The 20,446-nt window shown below is 69.5% G+C and carries 23 protein-coding genes; 15 read left to right on the forward strand and 8 right to left on the reverse strand.

Going from position 1 to position 20,446, the window contains the following annotated elements; genetic code table 11:
• Positions 1-120 precede the first annotated feature (120 nt).
• Positions 121-1,005, reverse strand: coding sequence for a complex I NDUFA9 subunit family protein (locus DVR07_RS12550; RefSeq protein WP_115797628.1), 885 nt, complete (start codon positions 1,003-1,005; stop codon positions 121-123).
• 97 nt (positions 1,006-1,102) lie between these two features.
• Between DVR07_RS12550 and tmk the strand changes: the two genes are divergently transcribed.
• The 5 genes from tmk (at position 1,103) to DVR07_RS12575 (ending at position 4,826) form a co-directional block, all read left to right on the forward strand.
• Positions 1,103-1,729: a dTMP kinase gene (gene tmk, locus DVR07_RS12555; RefSeq protein ID WP_115797629.1), complete on the forward strand. Its 627-nt coding sequence runs from the start codon at positions 1,103-1,105 to the stop codon at positions 1,727-1,729.
• Positions 1,730-1,759: 30 nt separating this feature from the next.
• Positions 1,760-2,227 carry a hypothetical protein gene (locus tag DVR07_RS12560; protein WP_115797630.1) on the forward strand — a complete coding sequence of 156 codons (468 nt, stop codon included), beginning with the start codon at positions 1,760-1,762 and terminating at the stop codon, positions 2,225-2,227.
• Between the two features lie 69 nt (positions 2,228-2,296).
• Entirely contained in the window at positions 2,297-2,938 is a 642-nt protein-coding gene (gene deoC, locus DVR07_RS12565) for a deoxyribose-phosphate aldolase (RefSeq protein WP_115797631.1), read from the forward strand.
• A gap of 290 nt (positions 2,939-3,228) precedes the next feature.
• Positions 3,229-3,444, forward strand: coding sequence for a hypothetical protein (locus tag DVR07_RS12570; protein ID WP_162829546.1), 216 nt, complete (start codon positions 3,229-3,231; stop codon positions 3,442-3,444).
• A gap of 131 nt (positions 3,445-3,575) precedes the next feature.
• Positions 3,576-4,826, forward strand: a complete 1,251-nt coding sequence (locus DVR07_RS12575; RefSeq protein ID WP_115797633.1) for a tRNA (N(6)-L-threonylcarbamoyladenosine(37)-C(2))-methylthiotransferase — start codon at positions 3,576-3,578, stop codon at positions 4,824-4,826.
• A 34-nt stretch (positions 4,827-4,860) separates the two neighbouring features.
• Here DVR07_RS12575 and DVR07_RS12580 read toward each other — a convergent pair whose 3' ends face one another.
• The 3 genes from DVR07_RS12580 to DVR07_RS12590 form a co-directional block, all read right to left on the reverse strand.
• Positions 4,861-5,712, reverse strand: coding sequence for a plastocyanin/azurin family copper-binding protein (locus DVR07_RS12580; RefSeq protein ID WP_115797634.1), 852 nt, complete (start codon positions 5,710-5,712; stop codon positions 4,861-4,863).
• 167 nt (positions 5,713-5,879) lie between these two features.
• A complete protein-coding gene (locus tag DVR07_RS12585; RefSeq protein WP_115797635.1) occupies positions 5,880-6,806 on the reverse strand; it encodes a cation diffusion facilitator family transporter in 927 nt (308 codons plus the stop codon).
• A gap of 55 nt (positions 6,807-6,861) precedes the next feature.
• Positions 6,862-7,404 carry an HIT family protein gene (locus DVR07_RS12590; protein ID WP_115797636.1) on the reverse strand — a complete coding sequence of 181 codons (543 nt, stop codon included), beginning with the start codon at positions 7,402-7,404 and terminating at the stop codon, positions 6,862-6,864.
• A gap of 919 nt (positions 7,405-8,323) precedes the next feature.
• On the opposite strand from DVR07_RS12590, the gene DVR07_RS12595 reads away from it, so the two are divergent.
• Positions 8,324-8,524: a DUF7835 family putative zinc beta-ribbon protein gene (locus DVR07_RS12595; RefSeq protein WP_115798331.1), complete on the forward strand. Its 201-nt coding sequence runs from the start codon at positions 8,324-8,326 to the stop codon at positions 8,522-8,524.
• A gap of 282 nt (positions 8,525-8,806) precedes the next feature.
• Here DVR07_RS12595 and map read toward each other — a convergent pair whose 3' ends face one another.
• On the reverse strand, positions 8,807-9,706 hold the full coding sequence (map, locus tag DVR07_RS12600) for a type II methionyl aminopeptidase (protein ID WP_115797637.1): 900 nt from the start codon (positions 9,704-9,706) through the stop codon (positions 8,807-8,809).
• A 235-nt stretch (positions 9,707-9,941) separates the two neighbouring features.
• On the opposite strand from map, the gene DVR07_RS12605 reads away from it, so the two are divergent.
• Positions 9,942-11,555: a hypothetical protein gene (locus tag DVR07_RS12605; RefSeq protein WP_115797638.1), complete on the forward strand. Its 1,614-nt coding sequence runs from the start codon at positions 9,942-9,944 to the stop codon at positions 11,553-11,555.
• 66 nt (positions 11,556-11,621) lie between these two features.
• Here the strand turns inward: DVR07_RS12605 and DVR07_RS12610 are convergent, their stop codons facing one another.
• Positions 11,622-12,569 (reverse strand): isoaspartyl peptidase/L-asparaginase, encoded by a 948-nt coding sequence (locus DVR07_RS12610; RefSeq protein ID WP_115797639.1) that lies wholly within the window; start codon positions 12,567-12,569, stop codon positions 11,622-11,624.
• Between the two features lie 204 nt (positions 12,570-12,773).
• Here DVR07_RS12610 and icd point away from each other — a divergent pair, with 204 nt between their 5' ends.
• Complete coding sequence (icd, locus tag DVR07_RS12615; RefSeq protein WP_115797640.1) at positions 12,774-14,048, forward strand: isocitrate dehydrogenase (NADP(+)); 1,275 nt, start codon at positions 12,774-12,776, stop codon at positions 14,046-14,048.
• Between the two features lie 99 nt (positions 14,049-14,147).
• Here the strand turns inward: icd and DVR07_RS12620 are convergent, their stop codons facing one another.
• Positions 14,148-14,486, reverse strand: a complete 339-nt coding sequence (locus DVR07_RS12620; protein ID WP_115797641.1) for a cupin domain-containing protein — start codon at positions 14,484-14,486, stop codon at positions 14,148-14,150.
• Between the two features lie 106 nt (positions 14,487-14,592).
• On the opposite strand from DVR07_RS12620, the gene DVR07_RS12625 reads away from it, so the two are divergent.
• Positions 14,593-15,072: a VOC family protein gene (locus DVR07_RS12625; protein WP_165881755.1), complete on the forward strand. Its 480-nt coding sequence runs from the start codon at positions 14,593-14,595 to the stop codon at positions 15,070-15,072.
• A gap of 334 nt (positions 15,073-15,406) precedes the next feature.
• Positions 15,407-15,937: a DUF5817 domain-containing protein gene (locus tag DVR07_RS12630; RefSeq protein ID WP_115797642.1), complete on the forward strand. Its 531-nt coding sequence runs from the start codon at positions 15,407-15,409 to the stop codon at positions 15,935-15,937.
• A gap of 27 nt (positions 15,938-15,964) precedes the next feature.
• Here DVR07_RS12630 and DVR07_RS22525 read toward each other — a convergent pair whose 3' ends face one another.
• Positions 15,965-16,099: a hypothetical protein gene (locus DVR07_RS22525; protein ID WP_255457537.1), complete on the reverse strand. Its 135-nt coding sequence runs from the start codon at positions 16,097-16,099 to the stop codon at positions 15,965-15,967.
• Between the two features lie 301 nt (positions 16,100-16,400).
• On the opposite strand from DVR07_RS22525, the gene hmgA reads away from it, so the two are divergent.
• The 5 genes from hmgA (at position 16,401) to DVR07_RS12655 (ending at position 20,418) form a co-directional block, all read left to right on the forward strand.
• Entirely contained in the window at positions 16,401-17,633 is a 1,233-nt protein-coding gene (gene hmgA / locus DVR07_RS12635) for a hydroxymethylglutaryl-CoA reductase (NADPH) (RefSeq protein ID WP_115797643.1), read from the forward strand.
• 412 nt (positions 17,634-18,045) lie between these two features.
• Positions 18,046-18,369 carry a hypothetical protein gene (locus DVR07_RS12640; protein ID WP_115797644.1) on the forward strand — a complete coding sequence of 108 codons (324 nt, stop codon included), beginning with the start codon at positions 18,046-18,048 and terminating at the stop codon, positions 18,367-18,369.
• A 114-nt stretch (positions 18,370-18,483) separates the two neighbouring features.
• On the forward strand, positions 18,484-19,464 hold the full coding sequence (locus DVR07_RS12645) for a ribose 1,5-bisphosphate isomerase (RefSeq protein ID WP_115797645.1): 981 nt from the start codon (positions 18,484-18,486) through the stop codon (positions 19,462-19,464).
• Between the two features lie 102 nt (positions 19,465-19,566).
• A complete protein-coding gene (locus tag DVR07_RS12650) occupies positions 19,567-20,148 on the forward strand; it encodes a DUF302 domain-containing protein (RefSeq protein WP_115797646.1) in 582 nt (193 codons plus the stop codon).
• Between the two features lie 81 nt (positions 20,149-20,229).
• Complete coding sequence (locus DVR07_RS12655) at positions 20,230-20,418, forward strand: hypothetical protein (RefSeq protein WP_115797647.1); 189 nt, start codon at positions 20,230-20,232, stop codon at positions 20,416-20,418.
• Positions 20,419-20,446: the final 28 nt, after the last annotated feature.

Raw genomic sequence — 20,446 nt, forward strand, 5'->3', positions numbered from 1 at the left:
ACCAGAAGTCGAACATGTCCCTTTAAGTTTATCGGTGAGTGGAGGTGTCGCAGATCGGGAGGAGTGCGGCCGCGTCCGACGACCGTCTGACGGACGTTTCGGCCGGTTCGGCGGTGACGATTACTCGGGGAGGTCGAGATACGACCGGAGGGTGATCAGATCGGCTTCGTCGACGCCGAACGCGTCGACGTCGTTGTGAGATACCGTGTTGTCCACGTTCAGCGAGCGGTACTGGTCGGTTCCGAACGGGACGAACGGCAACGGGTCCGCGACGGCCAACCCGAGACGCGCCAGCGGCATCGGCAGCGGCAGAACCGTCACCGGCTTGCCCTCGGCGCGGTAGGCCAGCTTCGCCACGTCGGCCATCGTCAACACCTCCGGGCCGCCGAGTTCGTAGGTCTCGCCGTCGTGTTCCGCCTCGATCGACGCCGCGAGCATCGGCGCGAGATCGCCGACCCAGATGGGCTGGAAGCGGGTGCGTCCGCCGCCGGGAAGCGCGGCGACGTACGGGGTCGTCAGCAGTTTCGTGAACCCGACGAACTCGTCGCCCTCGCCGAACACCACCGACGGGCGGATGATGGTCGCCGCCAGGTCGGACTCCGCGACGATCCGTTCTGCGAGTCCCTTCGTGCGGAGGAACGAGGTCGGGGCGTCCGGGTCGGCCCCCAGGCCGCTCATCTGGACGATCTTCCGCACGCCGTGGCTCTCCGCGGCCTCGACTACGTTCCGAGTACCCCCGAGATGAACTTCCTCGTGGCTCAGCCCGCCGGTGGGTTTGAACAGCGGGGAGAGCGAGACCAGATTGACGACCACGTCCTGGTCGTCGAACGCCGCCTCGATGGAGTCGTAGGCGGTGACGTCGCCCCGCGCACGGTCGACTTCGCTCGGAAGGTCCGACTCGTCGGGGTCCCGAGCGAGCACGGTCACGTCGTGGTCCCGCTCGACCAGTTCGGCCACGAGGTTCGTCCCGATGAACCCGGTTCCGCCGGCGACGAGCACGTTCATGTAACGAACACGGGACGCGCGCAAAGTAAAGGTACGTGCTCGTCGGCGTCCGCCGCGACTCGCAGGGCTTTATACCGCGGCGAAACCACCTCCGAACATGCTGATAACCCTGGAGGGGCTCGACGGGAGCGGGAAGACGACCGTCTGGGAGGTGCTCCGCGAGGAGTTCCCCGAGTTCGTCTACACCCGCGAGCCGACCGAGTCGTGGTACGGCGAGGCGGTCGAGCGCTCCATCTCGGACGACGACGCCGACCCGGTGGCCGAGCTGTTCCTCTACACCGCCGACCACGCCGCCCACCTCTCGGAGACGGTCCGGCCCGCGCTGGCCGACGGCGAGGTCGTCGTCTCGGACCGCTACTCCGACTCCCGGTACGCCTACCAGGCGGTGAGCATCGAGGACCGGGTCAAGCGACCGCTGGAGTACATCCGCGGGGTCCACGGCCCCTGGACCCGGCCGCCCGACGCCACCCTCTACTTCGACGTCGACCCCGAGACGGGCGCGGCCCGGAGCGGCGCGACCAACAAGTTCGAGCAGGCCGCGTTCCTGAGCCGGGTGCAACAGAACTACGAGCGACTCGTCGACGCCGAGCCCGAGCGGTTCGTCCGCATCGACGCCACCCGGTCGCCCGAGGCGGTCATCGAGTCGGCGGTCGAGGCGGTCGAGCGACTGCTCGACGACCGCGGGGACGAGTCGCCCGCGGACGGGCCGGAGCGCGACGAATAGCCTTTGGCGCTCGGTGACGTACTCCGGGGCATGGCAGACGAGGACGCCGGACGGACTCGACGCCGGGACCGGACCGGAGGCCCCGAGAGTCCGCGCGAGCGCGACCCCGCCGACCGGGGCGACTCCTCCGGGTTCAGCTTCTCGCTCCCGCCGATCTCCCTCCCGGAGATGCGCCTGCCGGAGCGCATCCGCCTGGTGTTCCCCGTTCCCGAGCCGCCGGAGAGGGTCACGCACCCGACCCGCGTCAGGGTCTCGTGGGTCCTGCTGGCCGTGGTCCTCGCGGACGTGCTGGACGCGCTCGCGGTGCTCTGGGCCGGCCCCGAGACGCTGGCCTGGGTGCGCGCCGCGGTCGGCGTCCTCGTCGGGGTCGTCCTCGTCGGCGGCCCGGGGCTGCTCTACGCGTGGGAACTGTTCGCGATTCTCGGCGGATTCGGCGCGCTCTCGTTCGCGCCGACGCTGGCTGCGCTGGTGCTCGCGCGACTCGTCCTGTCGGAGTAGCGGAGCCGGGACACAGACACCGCACCCCGGACAGCCGGCTTTTTACTCCCGCGACGTCTCGGGTCGGGTATGGACGAGGCAACGCTCGCCGCGAAGATCGACCACACCGTCCTCGGGCCCGAGACCGCGATGACCGACGTCGAGCGCGTCCTCGACGATGCCGCCGAGTACGGCATGAACGCCTGCATCCCGCCGTGCTACGTCGCGGAGGCCGACGAGTACGCGCCGGACACCACTCTGGCGACCGTCATCGGCTTCCCCCACGGTCAGCACGCCACCGCGGCCAAGCGCGAGGAGGCGATCATCGCCGAGGACGACGGCGCCGACGAGCTCGACATGGTCATCAACGTCGGCCGCCTGAAGGCCGGTGACCGTGAAGCCGTGCGCGAGGACATCGAGGAGGTCGTCGCCGCGGTGCCGATTCCGGTCAAGGTCATCGTCGAGACCGCGCTGCTCACCGACGAGGAGAAGCGCCGCGCGTGCGAGGCCGCGAGGGACGCCGACGCCGCGTTCGTCAAGACCGCCACCGGGTTCGCCGACGGCGGCGCGACGGTCGCGGACGTGGAGCTGATGAGCGAGTACCTGCCGGTCAAGGCCAGCGGCGGCGTCGGGAACTACGAGCAGGCGAAGGCGATGCTCGACGCCGGGGCCGAGCGCATCGGCGCGAGCTCGGGCGTCGACATCGTCGAGGACTTCCGGCGGAACTACTGACCGGTCGACCGATTCCAGCAGCCACCGGAACGTCCGGACGGGGTCGGTCGCTCCGACCGTCTCCAGCAGGGACCGCCCGACGAGCGTCGCGGGAGTCGCCAACAGCCAGTCTGTCTCGACAGCTTCGAGTCACGAACTTCCGGCCAGATGACGCCGGTCGAGACGGCGGCCACGCCCGATGGCCGCGCGAGCAATGGGGAAAGTGTCGAACGCCGCCGGAAAGGTCGGTCGTGTGCGCGGTCGAAGTCCCGACGGAAAATGCTAAACCCCTCGACAGTAAACGTCCGGACATGGTTGGCGCTTCTGTCGCCGGGGCGGTCGAATCGATGTCGGACGACGTGGTCGGCGTCTCGGCGGTCATCGCCGGGCTCGCGTTCCTCGCCATCGGCTACGCCGCCGGGAGCGTGCTCGCCGGCGAGTCGGTCGAATCGCAGACGAGGCTGATTCCGGTCGTCGTCGGGTCCGTGGTGTCGCTGTCGTTGTACGCGCACGCTGACGAGGAGTAAGGGCCGTGGAACCGACTGTCGGCCCGGCGGCGACGTACGACCCGGACCCGTCGAGAGGCCGCGGTCCGACGGTCGTCCTGCGTTCAATCCGTCGCGCTTTTGCCCGCGTAACCGAAAGGAACCCACAGCGAATGGCCCGCTACCACATCGAGACCTACGGTTGCACGTCGAACCGGGGCGAGAGCCGCGAGATCGAGCGGCGGCTCCGCGACGCGGGCCACCACCGCGTCGACGGTCCCGAGGCGGCCGACGTCGCCATCCTCAACACCTGCACCGTGGTCGAGAAGACCGAGCGCAACATGCTGCGCCGGGCCGAGGAACTCGAAGACGAGACCGCCGACCTCATCGTGACCGGCTGCATGGCGCTCGCGCAGGGCGAGGAGTTCCGGCAGGCCGGCGTCGACGCCGACGTGCTCCACTGGGACGAGGTTCCCACGGCGGTCACGAACGGCGAGTGTCCGACCACCACGCCCGACGCCGAGCCGGTGCTCGACGGCGTCATCGGCATCCTCCCCATCGCCCGGGGCTGCATGTCCGACTGCTCGTACTGCATCACCAAGCGGGCGACCGGCAAGATCGACTCCCCGCCCGTCGAGGAGAACGTCGAGAAGGCCCGCGCGCTGGTCCACGCCGGCGCGAAGGAGATCCGCATCACGGGCCAGGACACCGGCGTCTACGGCTGGGACGACGGCGAGCGCAAGCTCCACGAGCTGCTCGACCGCATCTGCGACATCGACGGCGAGTTCCGGGTCCGGGTCGGGATGGCCAACCCCAAGGGCGTCCACGGCATCCGCGAGGAGCTGGCCGAGGTGTTCGCCGAGAACGAGGAGCTCTACAACTTCATCCACGCGCCGGTCCAGTCGGGGTCGAACGACGTGCTGGGCGACATGCGCCGCCAGCACCAGGTCAGCGAGTACGTCGACATCGTCGAGACGTTCGACGAGCGCCTCGACTACTGGACGCTCTCGACCGACTTCATCGTCGGCTTCCCGACCGAGACCGACCGAGACCACGCCCAGAGCATGGCGCTGCTCCGCGAGACCCGCCCGGAGAAGATCAACGTCACCCGGTTCTCGAAGCGGCCCGGCACCGACGCCGCCAAGATGAAGGGGCTAGGCGGCACCCTGAAGAAGGAGCGCTCGAAGGAGATGACCGACCTCAAGATGGACGTGGTGGCCGAGGCCTACGACGCGATGGTCGGCGAGACCCACGAGGTGCTGGTCGTCGAGGAAGGTACCGGCGACTCAGTGAAGTGCTACGACGAGGCCTACCGCCAGGTCATCGTCCAGAACGCCTCCGAGCGCGGCGTCGAGCCCGGCGACTTCCTCGACGTCGAGATCACCGGCCACAGTACGGTGTACGCGTTCGGCGAACCGGTGTGACGGCCCGCCGGCCGGCCCGCGGCGCGCACTGCGACTACTTCTCGTCTTTCTCCCCGACCACGATAGCGCCGACCATACCGACCGACCGATGGGCCAGGCAGTAGAACCAGTAGACGCCGGGCGTCTCGAAGGTGTGGCCGTGCTCGTGGCCCTCGTCGTACATCTCGTCGGCGTCGCCGGTCGTCCCCGTCCAGTCGGCCCCTTCGGGCCGGTCGCGGACCCTGATATTGTGGGTGTCGGAGTCCCAGACGAACTTCACCTCGGTCCCGGTCGGGACCTTCAGCGGCCGGACAGTGCCCGGCGAGAAGGTGAGGGCGCCGCCCGGCCCGACGGTCACCGGGAGGCCGTCCTCGGTGGCGTACTCCGGGGTCACGCCCTCGGGAGTAACGAATATCGCGCCCGTCATCCCGACCGTCTCGTGGGCCTCGCAGTGGAACTCGTAGATTCCCGGCTCCTCGAAGGTGTGCGAGAAGGAGTACCCCTCGTCGTAGACCTCGCCCGCGCCGCCCGGCGACCCCTGCCAGTCGGCGTGGCCGGGCTGGCGGTCGACCACGACGCTGTGGGAGTCGGACTTCCAGACGAACTCGACGGTCGTTCCCGCCCCGACGACCAGCGGCCGGTCGCCGCTCGGCTCGAAGGCGAGTCGACCGCCGGGGCCGACCTCGACCGTCACGGACTCCCCCGAGGAGGCGGTCGTCTCGGCGTCGGTCGGCTCCTCAGCGTCCGTAGTGGTAGCGTCGCCGGCCGGGGTGGTACCGGAGCCGCTCGTGGGCTTCCCGGGGCTGTCCTGACCGCCCGCGGTACAACCGGCGAGCCCGCCGGCGACGAGGACTGCACCGCCGGCCTTCAGCATCGCGCGTCGGTCGGAACGGAAGTCGCGTGACATGGGGACCACGGTCGAACGTGTTCGCCAAGATGTATAAGAATCCCAATCAGTTCTCAGCGACTGAAAACGATGCCGACCGCCATTCGGTCCGGACGGTGACGACCGGCGGCACTTCGGCGGTACGACCGGAAAATCTCCGCGGAGTGCAACCGACGACGCGCCCGATATCACCGCGCGGGCGGCTCGTCGCCGACCAGTTCGTCGACCGTCTCGTCGGCCTTCCACTCGCCGAGCTCCTTCGGGTCGATGTGGACGAACACGTCGTCGACCTCGTCGAGCTCCCGGATCGACTCCACCACGTCGGTCTCGATGTCGTGGGCCTCGAACAGGGTGCGGTCGCCCTCGACCTCGATGTGGAGGCTCACGTCGATCTCCGGGCCGACGTAGTGGGCGATGACGTCGTGGGCGCCCTCGACGTCGGGGTGGTCGAGCGCGCGACGGACGATCTCGGCCCGGAGCCCCTCCGGCGGGGCGCTCCCGACCAGGTAGTCGACGTTGTCCTGGACGATCTCGTAGCCGGTGTAGAGGATGCCGACCGAGACGACGCCCGCGGCGATGGGATCGAGCACCGGCAGGCCCACGCCCGACCCGAGGACGCCGACCAGCGCCGCGGCCGCGGTCAGGATGTCGTTGCGGTTGTCGAGCGCGGTGGCGGTCAGCGCCGGCGAGAGCGTCCGGTCGGCCGCCCGCAGGCAGTACCGGTAGAGGCCGAACTTCACGCCCGCGGTGGCGACCAGCACGGCGACGGCGGCCGGGGAGACGCCCGCGGCCGCCACATCGCCCGAGAGCACCGAAGTGGTCGCCCGCCAGAGCACCGCCCCGCCCGCCGCGAACACGCCCACGGCGATGAACAGCGAGACGAACGGCTCGATGCGCTCGTGGCCGTGCGGGTGGCTGAAGTCGGGCGGCCGAGTCGTCAGGTAGAGGCCCGCGAGGATGACGACGCTGTAGGCGACGTCGGCGAGGCTGTTGACCGCCTCGGAGCCGACCGCGAGGCTGCCGGTCGTCCACCAGACGGCGCCCTTGGCGACCACCAGCAGCACGTTGACCGCCAGAACGACCGCACCGACCCGGCGGACCGCGCGTTTGCTCATCGCGTAGGTGTTCGACTTCCGGGATGAAGGCAGTGTCGTTCGCGGACGGGGAAGGTCAGAACCGGAGGCGAACCGCGCCGTCCCCGTCGTCCGGAATCTCCGCACCGTCCTGGTCGGCGAACGCCTCGCGCGTCCGGTCGTACGTCTCGTCGACGGCCTCGACGATGACCTTCGTGTCCGAGATGACCGGCATGAAGTTGGTGTCGCCCTCCCACCGCGGGACGACGTGGGTGTGGAGGTGGTCGTCGATGGAGCCGCCGGCGCCCCGCCCGAGGTTGAGGCCCGCGTTGAAGCCGTCGGGCGAGAGCGCCGACTCCAGCGCGTCGAAGGTCCGCTGCTTGAGCCGGGCGTGGTCGAGCAGCGTCTCCTCGGGGAGGTCGCGGTAGTCGCCGGTGTGTTCGCGGGGGATGACCATCGCGTGACCGGGGTTGTAGGGGTAGTTGTTGAACATGACGAAGGCGCGGTCGCTCCGGGCGACCACGAGGTTCTCCCGGTCGTCGTCGCGCTCCGGCAGTTCGCAGAAGACGCACCCCTCGACGTCGTCGTCCCCGTCGCGTTCGACCCACTCGATGCGCCACGGCGCGAAGACCTGGTCCATGTGTCGTCGTTGGGAGACCGCGGGTTTATACTGTCGGCTGACGGTGGACGGTCCGCGCCCGCTCGCGGCGCGGACGATGCGTCCGCGACTGTCCGACCCCGGCGCTCCGAACGCGAACCCCGGCCGATTCCGGAATCGACGAGATCCCGGGCGGTCCCGGAACTCTCGAGCCAGCCGCGGCCGAGCGTGCTCGGAACGACTCGTTACCGGCGCGCGTCCGCAGGTAATGGAGCGTTGGCACGTCAACACCGGCGAGTCACCGACGGCGTAACGACGCGGAACCGTCGGCGACGGATCGCGGAGCCGCCCCACGACGACGGCGCCGACGATACTTCCCGACTCGGGTCGGAGTGGCGCTCGCGGACAGACTCGCGTTCGAGCGCGTCGCTCGCAGTCCGGTCAGTTTCCCGAGGTCGACTGGTCGGCCGACTCCGCCGAGGCGCCGGCGACTTCGGCGTTCGTTTCGCGCCTGGTGTTCCGTGAGTTACAGTACTGCGGCGGTGACACCATCGGAGAGTGGGCGACACGAAGGTCGGCAGACGTCGCCGAGAACGGATGAAGCGGACGACCCGGACGCCCCTTCGCGATGGGGCTCGTCGGTTCTGTAGTTGGGTCTGAACGCGGGAACCGGCGCGCGGCGACGTCGGCACACCGCTCGTCGTCCCGACGTTCTCCGCGCCGGCGTTCGACGATAGCCGATTACGGAGCGGCAGAAGCTATATTTAACTGTTCCGGCCGTTGCAGGCAGTTTTCGTTTCATTACTCCCGCAAACGAGTCTATAAACGGTTTCGGGCGATTTCCACCAGGTATTCGGTAAAATCGCAAGACGCGGGCCGAATGAACGGTTCGAACGCCCCCCAACGGATTGGGGTTTTTATGCTCCTATCAGCGCAAGGAGAAAGCGAGAGGAAGGTCACGATGGCTACACAAAACCAGAGTTTCCAGGCGATTACGGAAGCGTGCGAGGAATGCGGACGCGAGACGCCACACGACGTCTCCGTCCAGATCCGGACCGAGAGCCAGAAGCGGGAGAACGCCGAGTTCTCCCGGGAGCCCTACCGGGTCACCGAGTGCCAGATCTGCGGCTCGGAGTCGAGCCAGCGGATGAACAACGCGTAGCGCCGCCGTCTCCTCGCGTCCGACGGGGGTGGACCGGCGCGCGACCTGCCCGTGCGAACTATCGTCCTCTCTTGCGTTCGGGGACGGGGGCCGGGGACGCACCGTTTCTTCTTCTGAGCGCCGGAGTGTCGGGATGCGAGACGAACCGGAGCATCGTTCCGGTCGTCGCTCGACGTCGAAGCCGGACCGAGAGGAGAACTGTACACGGTCTACAGCGCCGATACGCGCCGGTGTCCTCCGATACGAGTCGGTATCGTGCGATACGCCGCTCGGTTCCGAGCGCTACCGCTCGGTCGTCACTTCGCAGCCGTCCTCGGTCACGATGAGGGTGTGCTCCTTCTGACTGACGAGGTTGCCGTCGTCCTCTTTGAGCACCGGGTAGCCGTGGACGAGGTTGTTCATCTTCAGCCGGCGCAGCGCCATCCCGGCCCGGGAGGCGTCGAGCCACCGGGTGGCGAACGGGAGCGTCTTGAACTCGTCGGTGATCTGGTCGAGCACCTGCCGGGCCGACCGGTCGCGGACCGACCCCTCGCGCTCCAGCGCGAAGATCTCCTCGTCGTTGCCCTCGTGGACCTTGCCCGTCCCGTCGGTGGCGAACGGTTCGATGGCGACCACGTCGCCGACTTCGAGCTCGACGCCCTGGGAGACGGCGCGGTTCGGGATGTTGGGCGCGACGTGCTGCTGGTACTGGTCGAGGCCGTGGCCGGTGAGGTTGACCACGGGGTTGAAGCCGTAGCCGTCGATGACCGACTCGATCTCCGCGCCGATGTCGCCGGTCTCGACGCCGGGCTCGACGGCGTCGATGGCGGCCTCCAGCGCCTCCGCGCTGGCCTCCTGGAGCTCGGGGTTGCCCGAGAGGTCCACCGTGATGGCGGTGTCGGCGATCCACCCGTCGACGTGCACGCCGATGTCGAGGTTGACCATCTCCTCGCCGAACTCGGCGTCGTCGTCGGCCGCGGGCGTGGCGTGGGCGGCCTCCTCGTCGACGCTGATGTTGACCGGGAAGGCGGGCTCACCGCCGAGCTCCCGGATGCGGTCCTCGGCGTACTCCGCGACCTCGAGCTGGGACGCGCCGACCTCGACCCGGTCGGCCGCCTCCTCGCGGACCTGGGCGAGGATCTCGCCGGCCTCGCGGTGCTTCTCGTACTTTTCGGCGTCGAGGTCCACGTCGGTGCTGCTCATGGTCCCACGTTGGCCTGAGTCCCGGAAAGAGTTTGCGTCTCGGGTGCCGACCGTGCGACCGCGCGCAGGCCGGGAGATACGTGTTTAAGTTCTTTCACTTTCTGACCGTCGATTAGGGGTGTCGTACCCGCGAGACAACTCCGTGGTAACGGCAGTAATAGCCCGTCAAAACCCCAAACGATGCGAAACGGTTGGTCCCGTTTATTGGCGACTCCGCCGATATGATTGGCTGCATATGCAACGAGAAACCGGCGCAGTGCTGATCATGACAGCCCTCGTTCTCGCCAGCGTCCCGCTGGCGACGCTCGGGGGGACGTCGGCATCCGCGCCCGACGCAGGGACGACGAACGGCGTAACGCTACAGGACGTGCAAGTCGACCAGCTGCAGGTCGGTAACGTCACGGTCGAGAACGCACAGATCCAGTCGATGCACGCCAGCAGCATCGAGGTCGAGGCCCAGAACCGGACGCTGGAGAACGCGACGCTCCAGAACGTCCGGTTCGAGCGCCTCACGCTCTCGAACCTCTCGGTCGCGGGGCTGGAGACCGACGACCAGGCGCTCGCGCAGGCGCTGAGCGGGAGCGCGTCGGCCGGGAACGTGACCGTCCAGGACCTCACCGTCCAGCAGATGAACGTCTCGCAGCTGACCGTCCAGAACTTCCGCGTCCAGACCAGCGCGGGCCAGCAGGACGGCGCCGCGGCCCAGCAGACGACGACCGAGGAGGCCGCGTTCCAGGAGGAGACCACCACCACCGCGATGGGTGAGGAGACCACCGCCGCGGAGGAAGAGACGACCGCCGCCGCGGAAGGGGAGACCACCGCCGCCGAGGCGGAGGCACAGGAGACCACGACTACGACGACGGCGGAGCAGACCCAGGTCGGTGACGTCAGCATCGACAGCGCCACCATCCAGACCGTCGACGTCCAGGAGCTGGAGATCGGGACCCTCGTCCTGATGAGCGTGAACACCGGCGGCGTCTCGACGCCGACCCAGGAGACCACCACCGAGGCAGCCGAGGAGACCACGACGGAGGAGGCTGCCGAGGAGACTACCACCGAGGCCGCCGAGGAGGAGACCGAGATGGCCGAAGAGACGACGGCGGCTGCGGAGGAGACGACCGCGATGGCCGAGGAGACGACGACCGAGGAGGCCGCGTTCCAGGAGGAGACCACCACCGCGATGGGTGAGGAGACCACCGCCGCGGCCGAAGAGGAGACCGAGATGCAGGCCGAGGAGACCACCGTCGCAGCCGATGAGGGCGCCCAGGAGACCACGACCGCCGCGCAGGCCGGCGACGGGACGACCGTCAGCAGCGTCTCCGTCGAGAGCGCGACCGTCAACCGCGCCACCGTCGGCGGCCCGACGGTCGGGTCGCTCCAGGTCGGCGACGGCCAGCTCGCCATCGTCGCCATCCAGAACCTCGACGCTCCCGCGGAGGTCCAGCAGGGCGAGGAGTACAACGTGAGCGCGACCCTCGTCAACCTCGGTAACGCGGGCGCCACCAAGCAGGTGTCCTACCGCATCGCCGGGAACGTCATCGAGGCCAACCTCGTGGAGGTGCCCGCCCAGGGCGCCGCGACCGTGACCTTCGAGGTCAGCTTCGGTCAGTTCCCCGAGGGCACCTACACCCACGGCGTCTACACCGACGGCGCGCGGGCCACGGGCGAACTCACCATCGCCGCGGGCAACCAGACCGACGGCGAGATGAACGTCGAACAGGAGACGACGACCGCGGCCGGTCAGCAGACCACGACCGCCGCGGCCGAGGAGACCGAGATGGCCGAGGAGACCACCGCGATGAGCGAAGAGACGACCGCGAGCGAAGAGACCACGACGTCGGAAGCGTAACGCGGCCCGCCGGTTCCGACTCTTTTTTCGAGCGCGACCGGAGGTCGGGCGGTCCTGACCGTCGAACTACTCGCCGGCAGTCCGCCCGTCGACCGCGGTCTGCATCGCGTCGCTGTTGTAGGCGCTCCCGGCGTTCCCGTCCCGGTCGAGGACGATGACGCCCGCCGACGAGCCGGTGAGTTCGGCGAACTCCTCGATCGCCAGGTCGGCGGCGGCCGAGGCGTCCCGACCAGATTCGAGGTGGCGGACCGCCCGACGGGTCAGCGTCGCCTTCGCGATGTCCTCGCCCGCGCCGGTCGCGCTCGCGGCGCCGGCAGGGGCGGCGTAGAACCCGCTGCCGATCTGCGGGACGTCGCCGACCCGACCCGCCAGCGCGAGCCACCGGCCGCCGGTCGAGGTGGCGGTCGCGAACGCCTCGCCGTCCGTGGCGACAGCGCCAACCGTGTCGTGGTCCTTCGGGTCGCGGTTCGGGGCGTCGTCGCCTGCCGCCGCGCCGTCCCCGGACGCGCCGTCCTCCGCGCTGTCGGGGCTCCCGCCGAAGCGGTCCCGAAGCCAGTCGAGGTGCTCGCGGGGCGTCCCCTCCGGCCTGTCGTCGAGGTCGGCCCACTTCTCGCGGGTCTTCGCCGACCAGAGGTCGACGCCGGTCTCGACCCCGTAGTCGCCTGCGAGGTCCGCCGCGTGCTCGCCCGAGACAAGGACGTGGGGCGTCTCCGCCAGGACGACCCGGGCGGCGCTCACGGCGTGCTCGACGCCCGGCATCGAGCAGGCCGCGCCCGCCTCGCGGTCGTCGGTCATGACGCCGGCGTCGGTCCGGATCACGCCGTCGCTCTGGACCGCGCCGCCGACCCCGGCGTTGAACCGGGGCGAGGACTCCAGCACGCGCACGGCGGCCTCGACCGCGTCGAGCACCGTCGACTCGGCCGCGCCGGTCGCCGCCGCCTCGTCGAGCACTGCCTGCCTGGGTTCGGGTTCGTCGGGGGCGCCGCCGGCCCCGCCGTGGACGATGACCTTCATGCCCTGGGGTGGTCCGCGCGGGTCCTTAACTTCCGGTCAAACGGGCGGGATTCGACGGGGTCGGTGTGGTTGCGGGGCCGGTCGGACGGCACCGAACTGCCTATCAGTGGTTCGCGTTCACAAACTAGGAATTTAAGGTCGTTTATCGCGTGCCGCGGCCAAACGGCAGGCCTTTTATCCCTCTCTCTCGCACGTTCGACTGTTATGAGCTACGACAAGGTTGAAGTCCCCGAGAGCGGGGAGAAGATCACCGTGGCCGACGCCGAGGACGGGCTCGACGTGCCCGAGAACCCCATCATCCCCATCATCCACGGGGACGGCATCGGCCAGGACGTCGGTCCGGCCGCTCAGAAGGTGCTCGAGACGGCCGCCGAAGCCACCGGCCGCGAGGTCAACTGGATGCGGCTCTATGCCGGCGAAAGCGCCCGCCAGAAGTACGGCGAGGACGTCAACCTGCCCGACGAGACGGTCGACGCCATCCGCGAGCACCGCGTCGCCATCAAGGGGCCGCTCACGACGCCCGTCGGCGCCGGCTACCGGTCGCTCAACGTCGCGCTCCGCCAGACGCTCGACCTCTACGCGAACGTCCGACCCACCTACTACCTCGACGGCGTCCCGTCCCCCATGAAGGCGCCCGAGGAGATGGACATGGTCACGTTCCGGGAGAACACCGAGGACGTCTACGCCGGCATCGAGTGGAAGGCCGGCACCGACGAGGCCGAGCAGGTCCGGGACTTCGTCGAGGACGAGATGGACTTCGACGGCGTGATGCACGAGGGCCCCATCGGGCTCGGTCTCAAGCCCATCTCCGAGAAGGGTAGCAAGCGCCTCGTCCGCGAGGCCATCGACTACGCCATCGAGAACGACCGCGACAAGGTCACGCTGGTCCACAAGGGCAACATCATGAAGTTCACCGAGGGCCAGTTCGGCGACTGGGGCATGGAGGTCGCCGAGGAGGAGTACCCCGACGACGAGGTCTTCGCCGCGCCCGACTCGCTCTGGGAGGAGCAGGACGAGGTCGACATCCCGGAGGACGCCGTCATGGTCGAGGAGCGACTGGCCGACGCGATGCTCCAGTGGATGCAGCTCCGGACCGACGAGTTCGACGTGCTCGCCATGCCGAACCTCAACGGCGACTACCTCTCTGACGCCGCGGGCGCCCAAATCGGCGGCCTCGGCATCGCGCCCGGTGCCAACTTCGGCGAGAACCGCTGTCTGGCCGAACCGGTCCACGGCTCGGCGCCCAAGCGCGCCGGCCAGGACATGGCCAACCCGACCGCGCTCATCCTCTCGGGTCGCCTGCTCTTCGAGTACCTCGGCTGGGACGACACCGGCGCGCTCATCCGCGACGCCGTCGAGCAGACCATCGACTCCGGCACGGTCACGTACGATCTCGCCCGCCAGCGCGAGGACGCCGAGAAGGTCGGCACGACCGAGTACGCCGAGGCCATCTGCGAGAAGATCGAGGACCTCGCGTAGAGCCCACTCGACGACGCACACTCTTCTTTCGCGAGCGATCCCCGACTGCCGAATCTGCGCGAAATCTCTCCGCTCTACCGCCCGGGCGAGACCACCCAGTCAGTCCTGCCAGTCCGGGTTCGTGCGAGGCGGACTGAAGATGTCGACGCCCTCCACGGGCACGTCGCCGCGGTTCTCGGCGGCGTGGGGTTCGTCGGCGGGGACGGCGTAGGAGTCGCCCGCGCTCACGTCGATCTCCTCGCCGCCCACGATGAACGTCAGCGTGCCCCGCGTGATGTAGCCGGTCTGCTCGTTGTCGTGGCTGTGCTCGGGCACCTCCGCGCCGGGTTCGATGTCGAAGTGCTGGACGTTCATCCGCTCGTCGCCGGCCAGCAGCGAGAGGTGGACGCCCTCGACCGCCTCGGTGGACTCCTCCGCGTCTTTGGGTACGACTTCCATGACCGGTCGTACCGAAGGCGGCGAGGTACCTAAAGGTTCGACCGGCGGTAAGAACGTCCGGCGCGGACGGCCGGACGTTTTTGTCGAACCCCTGCGAGTGGCGAGTATGGACGAGGACGTGCGGACCGAGGGTGAAGAGCACCCCGACCGCCCGAGAACTAACGGCGGCGCCCCGGCCGGACTGCTCCACCACGTCGAACTGTACGCCGCGGACTTCGAGGCCGCAGTCTCGTTCTGGGAGTGGTTCCTCGGCGACCTCGGCTACGAGCGCCATCAGGACTGGGCCGACGGCCGGTCGTGGAAGCTGGGGCCGACGTACCTCGTGGTTGCGCGCGCTCCCGAGGAGTACGCCGACGAAGGATTCCATCGTCGGCATCCGGGGCTGAACCACCTGGCGTTCCACGCCGAGTCGCGGTCCCACGTCGACGAGACGACCGAGAAGTTGCGAGCGCGCGGGATGAAGATTCTCTACGAGGACGACCACCCCCACGCGGGCGGCCCGGACCACTACGCGGTCTACTTCGAGGCGCCCGAGCGCGTCAAGGTCGAACTGGTCGCGCCGACGGAGAGTGGAGTCGAGGAGTAATGCTGTGGAGGAACCCGAGGAAGGGAATGACGACTCGTCAGAGCTAGCTACTGCCGTCACCTCTGTCCCGCACAGCCCCGCAACCGCGCCGCGAGCGCGGGCCTCATCCCTCCCCAGCCTCGGCGGTCGCCTGAACGCCGTCGGACAAACCGCGTCCGACGAGCCTGCGCTCACTTCGCTTGCGCAGACGCGACCGCCTCCCTCGCGCGGCCGGTGCGACGAACGAGCCGTCGCACCGGCGCGCGCCGATTCGGAACCTCGGGACAGTGCGAGACCGAACGTCGAGAACGCGCGAGTCCGAACATTCACGTACGAACGAGCCCGACCCGGGAGTATGTACGCCGTCGTTGGGTGTAGCGACTGTCAGGCGCTCAAGATCGTGGAGGGGCGCCCCGAGACCACCCAGTGTCCCCGGTGCGGCAAGCGCCGGAAGTTCGAGAAGCTCAAGAAGTTCGTGGAGACCGACGACGAGGACCACGCTCGCGAGGTCCGGTCCTCGATGCTCGCCAACCGCCAGGGCGAGGGCGAGGCGTTCGCGGAGCTCGACTCCTTCACCGAGATGGAGGCGCGGGTCGACGACGCGGGCGTCTCCGACGAGGAGTTCCTGGAGGCCTCGGGCATCGACACCGAGGAGGTCGAGGCCGCCGCCGAGCGCGTCGAGAACCGGTCGGCCAGCACGCGCGGCACCTCGCGGAAGGACACCGTGCTGGCGGCGCTTCGCGACCTCGACCGGCCGACCGAAGACGAGGTGGTCGAGTACGCCGGGGAGCGCGGCGTCCCGGGCGACTACGTTCGGTCGGCGTTAGAGAAGCTGACCCGCCGGGGCGAGGTCAGCGAGAGCCGCGGTCGGTATCGATTGCTGTGAGGGCCGCGCCGTCTCGGTCGCCGGCGCTCAGGCCAGTCCCAGCGCCTTCAGCAGCGAGACGGCCAGCGTCAGGACGGTCAACAGGAGCTTCAGCAGGCGGAGCGCGCGGGCGAACCGCGAGTCGGTGAGCGACTCCTCGCTCTCGGATGCTGTCGCGGTCATGGCTGACGGCCCCCGGCGCCGCGGCGCGGCGTCGGGTAGGGGTGACAGGCCACGAGTCCGGGGTGGAGACCGAATCGAACTCGTCGCCGCGCCGGAACGGAGGCGGGCGGTCGGGGCGGGAGTCATCCACCGGCTCCGTCGGCCGCTCGGGGGCCGAGTACGACTATGCGCGAGAGCGCAATAAACCTCGGCCAGACGCGCGGTGAAACTAAAAGTGGTCGGAACGGGGGTCACCCCGGCGCGGGAGCGTCGGTCGGCCCGAATGGGAACTGTTAGGGGCCGCCCGGCAAACCGTTCGGACATGAGCGACGATGCCGGCTCCGCCGACCCGGACGCCCTCGCCGAGGCAGTCCGGGCGGGCGAACTGCGACTGCACGAACTGGACGACTGCGCCGACGCCGAGACCGCCGCGGCGGCCCGGCGGCGCCTGCTAGCGGCCGAGACCGGCGCCGACCTCGACGCCGTCGGCGACCACGCGATCGACGCCGAGCAGGCCGCCGACGCCAACGTCGAGAACATGGTCGGCGCAGCCCAGATTCCGATGGGCGTCGCCGGTCCCGTCGAGGTCTCGGGCGGCGCCGCGGACGGCGAGTACTACCTCCCGCTGGCGACCACCGAGGGCGCGCTGGTCGCGAGCGTCAACCGCGGGCTGTCGGTCGTCACCTCGGCGGGGGGCGCGGACGCCCGCGTCACCAAGTCGGGGATGACTCGCGCGCCGGTGTTCCGCGTCGCGGGCATCGCGGAGGCTGAGGAGGTCGTCTCGTGGGTAAGCGACCACACCGACGACCTCCGGGAGGCCGCCGAGTCGACGACCAGCCACGGCGAACTCATCGACGTCGAGCCCTACGTGGTCGGCGACTCGGTCTACCTCCGGTTCGTCTACGACACCAAGGACGCGATGGGGATGAACATGGCCACCATCGCGACCCGCGAGGCGGCCGACCTGGTCGAGGACGAGACTCCCGCGTCGCTGGTGGCGGTCTCGGGCAACCTCTGCAGCGACAAGAAGCCCGCCGCCATCAACGCCGTGGAGGGCCGGGGCCGGAGCGTCACCGCGGACGTGACGATTCCGGCCGAGACGGTCCGGGACCGGCTCCACACCACGCCCGAGGCCATCGAAGAGGCCAACACCCGGAAGAACCTCGTCGGCTCCGCGAAGGCCGGCAGCCTGGGATTCAACGCCCACGCCGCGAACGTGGTCGCCGCGGCCTTCCTCGCGACCGGCCAGGACCCCGCGCAGGTCGTCGAGGGCGCCAACGCCATCACGACGGTAGAAGCCCGGGAAGACGAACTGTACGCCAGCGTGAGCCTCGCCAGCCTGGAGGTCGGCACGGTCGGCGGGGGCACGAAGCTCGGGACCCAGTCGGAGGCGCTGGACCTGCTAGGCCTCCGGGGCGGCGGCGACCCCGCCGGCAGCAACGCCGACGCGCTCGCCGAGATTATCGCCGTGGGCGCGCTCGCCGGCGAACTCTCGCTGCTCGCGGCGCTGGCCTCCCGGCACCTGTCGAGCGCTCACGAGGACCTGGGCCGGTAGGCAATCGGGAATCAAACCACTCGGCGCGCGCTAGCGGCCCCTCGTGGGCCGCCACGCCGCGCGAGGGACGAGTGAGCGAAGCGAACGAGGAGGCTGGGGAGGCGTGAGGTCTGCGGTTGCAGTGCTGCGGGGTGGATGAAAGGGGCCGCCCGGTCGCGTCCGGAGGACGTGGTCGTCTCAGCGACAGCTATCCGAGGCGACCGGAGGGAGCCGAGGATATGTCGCTGAGACGACCGCGACCGGGCGGGGGCTTTCCGGGCGTTCTTGATTCAGCTGGAATCGACTCGTAGCGACCGGGCGGGGGCTTTCGGAGCGTTCTTCACCACGTCGTCGCCGTCAATCGACACCGAACCACCGATTTCTCTCCCATCCGGTAGCCACAAGAGCGCCGAGTCCCAACCCCCACGTAGCAATGGCCTCAGTCGCGACGGTCTTCGGGTTCCTGCTCATCATGGTCGTCAACACCGTGCTGGCGGCGGTCGCCATCCGGTTCTTCCGCCTCCGGCTCTCGACGGACTGGGGAGCCGTGGTGTACACCGCCGTCCTCATCCCGCTGCTGTACCTCGCCACCACCATCCTGCTCTCGGGATTCGTCGGCTTCGGCGGCAGCGGCGTCCGGGACAGGGGGACCGCCCTCATCCTGGTCTGGGTCCTGCCGTTCACGCTCGCGGTGTCGCTGGACGTCTTCTGGATGCCCTCGCCCGAGGAAGTGGACCTGCCCGACCAGGCGAGCTGACGCCCCGCCGCCGGCCCCTCGGCGTGGACCCACGCGGCCATCGAATCGACCGTCTCGCCGCCGCGACCGGAGAGACCCGTTCGTTTTTCCCGCCCTGGCCCGTACGTCGCGGCAATGAGCCGGACCGACCCCGACCTTCACGAGAGCGTCGAGGAGGCCGCCGCCGACATCGCCAGCATGGAGATCCGGGGCGCGGCCACCATCGCCGACGCCGCGGCCGAGGCGCTGGCAGCGCAGGCCGAGGACAGCGCCGCCGACGACCCCGAGGCGTTCCGGGCGGAGATGCGGGCGGCCGCCCGCCGACTCCGGGAGACCAGACCGACCGCGGTCAGCCTGCCGAACGCGCTGCGGTACGTCCTCCGCGGGATGGAGGGGAGCACGGTCGACGAGCTCCGCGAGAGCGTGGTCGACAGCGCCGCGGAGTTCCGGCGGGAGCTCGACCAGGCCCAGGCCAACCTCGGGCGCATCGGCGCGAACCGCCTCCGGGACGGCGACACCGTGATGACCCACTGCCACTCGACCGACGCGCTATCGTGCGTCGAGCGGGCCCTCGACCAGGGCAAGGACATCTCGGCCATCGTCAAGGAGACCCGGCCGCGCAAGCAGGGCCACATCACCGCCCGCCAGCTCCGGGAGTGGGACGTGCCCGTGACCCTGGTCGTGGACAACGCCGCCCGCCGGTACCTCGACGACGCCGACCACGTGCTCGTCGGGGCCGACTCCATCGCGGCCGACGGCTCGGTCATCAACAAGGTCGGGACCTCCGGACTGGCCGTCAACGCCCGCGAGCGCGGCGTCCCCATCATGGTCGCGGCCCAGACGCTGAAGCTCCACCCCGACACGATGACCGGTCACACCGTCGAGATAGAGATGCGCGACGAGCGCGAGGTGCTGACCGAGGCGGAGGAGGCCGAGATAAACGGCGACGCTGACGCCGATGGCCTCACGGTCGAGAACCCCGCGTTCGACGTGACGCCGCCGCGGTACGTCGACGCCATCGTGACCGAGCGGGGCCAGTTCCCGCCCGAGAGCATCGTGACGCTGATGCGCGAGTTGTTCGGCGACCAGCAGGGCAGCGAGCCCTGGGAGGAGTAGGCGAAACGCCCGGTTGACCGGCGGCGGCCCACCGAATCCCTCGTTTCGCCGGCGGATTCGCCCGGATAACTTTCAGTCGCAGCGTCGTCGTCCCGGCGAGCCATGAACGAGCCAGAGCGACGCCGGTTCCTCAGGACCGCGCTCGCGGGCGCGGGCCTCGCGCTGGCCGGCAGCGCGGCCGGCCAGGAGACCACGACCGCAGGCGAGGAGACGAACGGGGGCGACCGGACGACGACCGCGGACGGCGAGACGGCCACCTCGGACGGCGAGGAGACCACCAACGCAGCGCCGGACGCCGACGCGGGGCTCGTCACCGTCTCGAGCACCGAGAGCGTGGGCGCGACCGTCGAGCGCATCGAGGAGGACATCGAGGACAACGACGACCTCATCCTCGTGACGACGGTCGACCACGCGGGGAACGCCCGGAACGCCGGCCTCGACCTGCGTCCGACGACGCTGATCCTGTTCGGGAACCCCAACCTGGGGACGCAGTTGATGCAGGCGTCCCGGACCGCGGGCATCGACCTGCCCCAGAAGCTGCTGGTCTGGGCGGCCGAGGACGGGACGGCGAACGTGACCTACAACGACCCGCAGTGGCTCGCCGAGCGCCACGACATCGAGGGCCAGGAGGACGTGGTGGGCACTATCGCCGCCGCGCTGGAGAGCCTGGCGACCGGGCGGTGAGACCCCGACTCGACGCCGTCCCCTCCGTCGATTTCCGCGGCCGTTCCATTCTTCGGTGTCGGTCGGCTAGCCGGTCCCGCCGTGCTTGGACAAGACACTTCCGAGAAGCGGTCGCACGCGGGACGGAATTCGATAGTCGACGACTTTCTGCGGACCGAGAACAGCACCAGCCGCGACGCCGAGTGCGAACTCTGCGAGTCGACGACGGTGACCCAGGTGGAGTACGGCATCCGGGTGTGCCAGACCTGCGAGCGGACCTACCTTCCCTGACCCCGCAGTTCTCCCGCAGCCGTCGGAC

Origin of the sequence: Halorussus rarus (genome assembly GCF_003369835.1) — an archaeon.
Classification (GTDB): Archaea; Halobacteriota; Halobacteria; order Halobacteriales; family Haladaptataceae; genus Halorussus; species Halorussus rarus.

Bases quoted from the DNA above. Each gene is read 5' to 3' on its own strand.
- DVR07_RS12550 (WP_115797628.1), bottom strand. From the start codon at position 1,005: ATGAACGTGCTCGTCGCCGGCGGAACCGGGTTCATCGGGACGAACCTC.
- tmk (WP_115797629.1), top strand. From the start codon at position 1,103: ATGCTGATAACCCTGGAGGGGCTCGACGGGAGCGGGAAGACGACCGTC.
- DVR07_RS12560 (WP_115797630.1), top strand. From the start codon at position 1,760: ATGGCAGACGAGGACGCCGGACGGACTCGACGCCGGGACCGGACCGGA.
- deoC (WP_115797631.1), top strand. From the start codon at position 2,297: ATGGACGAGGCAACGCTCGCCGCGAAGATCGACCACACCGTCCTCGGG.
- DVR07_RS12570 (WP_162829546.1), top strand. From the start codon at position 3,229: ATGGTTGGCGCTTCTGTCGCCGGGGCGGTCGAATCGATGTCGGACGAC.
- DVR07_RS12575 (WP_115797633.1), top strand. From the start codon at position 3,576: ATGGCCCGCTACCACATCGAGACCTACGGTTGCACGTCGAACCGGGGC.
- DVR07_RS12580 (WP_115797634.1), bottom strand. From the start codon at position 5,712: ATGTCACGCGACTTCCGTTCCGACCGACGCGCGATGCTGAAGGCCGGC.
- DVR07_RS12585 (WP_115797635.1), bottom strand. From the start codon at position 6,806: ATGAGCAAACGCGCGGTCCGCCGGGTCGGTGCGGTCGTTCTGGCGGTC.
- DVR07_RS12590 (WP_115797636.1), bottom strand. From the start codon at position 7,404: ATGGACCAGGTCTTCGCGCCGTGGCGCATCGAGTGGGTCGAACGCGAC.
- DVR07_RS12595 (WP_115798331.1), top strand. From the start codon at position 8,324: ATGGCTACACAAAACCAGAGTTTCCAGGCGATTACGGAAGCGTGCGAG.
- map (WP_115797637.1), bottom strand. From the start codon at position 9,706: ATGAGCAGCACCGACGTGGACCTCGACGCCGAAAAGTACGAGAAGCAC.
- DVR07_RS12605 (WP_115797638.1), top strand. From the start codon at position 9,942: ATGCAACGAGAAACCGGCGCAGTGCTGATCATGACAGCCCTCGTTCTC.
- DVR07_RS12610 (WP_115797639.1), bottom strand. From the start codon at position 12,569: ATGAAGGTCATCGTCCACGGCGGGGCCGGCGGCGCCCCCGACGAACCC.
- icd (WP_115797640.1), top strand. From the start codon at position 12,774: ATGAGCTACGACAAGGTTGAAGTCCCCGAGAGCGGGGAGAAGATCACC.
- DVR07_RS12620 (WP_115797641.1), bottom strand. From the start codon at position 14,486: ATGGAAGTCGTACCCAAAGACGCGGAGGAGTCCACCGAGGCGGTCGAG.
- DVR07_RS12625 (WP_165881755.1), top strand. From the start codon at position 14,593: ATGGACGAGGACGTGCGGACCGAGGGTGAAGAGCACCCCGACCGCCCG.
- DVR07_RS12630 (WP_115797642.1), top strand. From the start codon at position 15,407: ATGTACGCCGTCGTTGGGTGTAGCGACTGTCAGGCGCTCAAGATCGTG.
- DVR07_RS22525 (WP_255457537.1), bottom strand. From the start codon at position 16,099: ATGACCGCGACAGCATCCGAGAGCGAGGAGTCGCTCACCGACTCGCGG.
- hmgA (WP_115797643.1), top strand. From the start codon at position 16,401: ATGAGCGACGATGCCGGCTCCGCCGACCCGGACGCCCTCGCCGAGGCA.
- DVR07_RS12640 (WP_115797644.1), top strand. From the start codon at position 18,046: ATGGCCTCAGTCGCGACGGTCTTCGGGTTCCTGCTCATCATGGTCGTC.
- DVR07_RS12645 (WP_115797645.1), top strand. From the start codon at position 18,484: ATGAGCCGGACCGACCCCGACCTTCACGAGAGCGTCGAGGAGGCCGCC.
- DVR07_RS12650 (WP_115797646.1), top strand. From the start codon at position 19,567: ATGAACGAGCCAGAGCGACGCCGGTTCCTCAGGACCGCGCTCGCGGGC.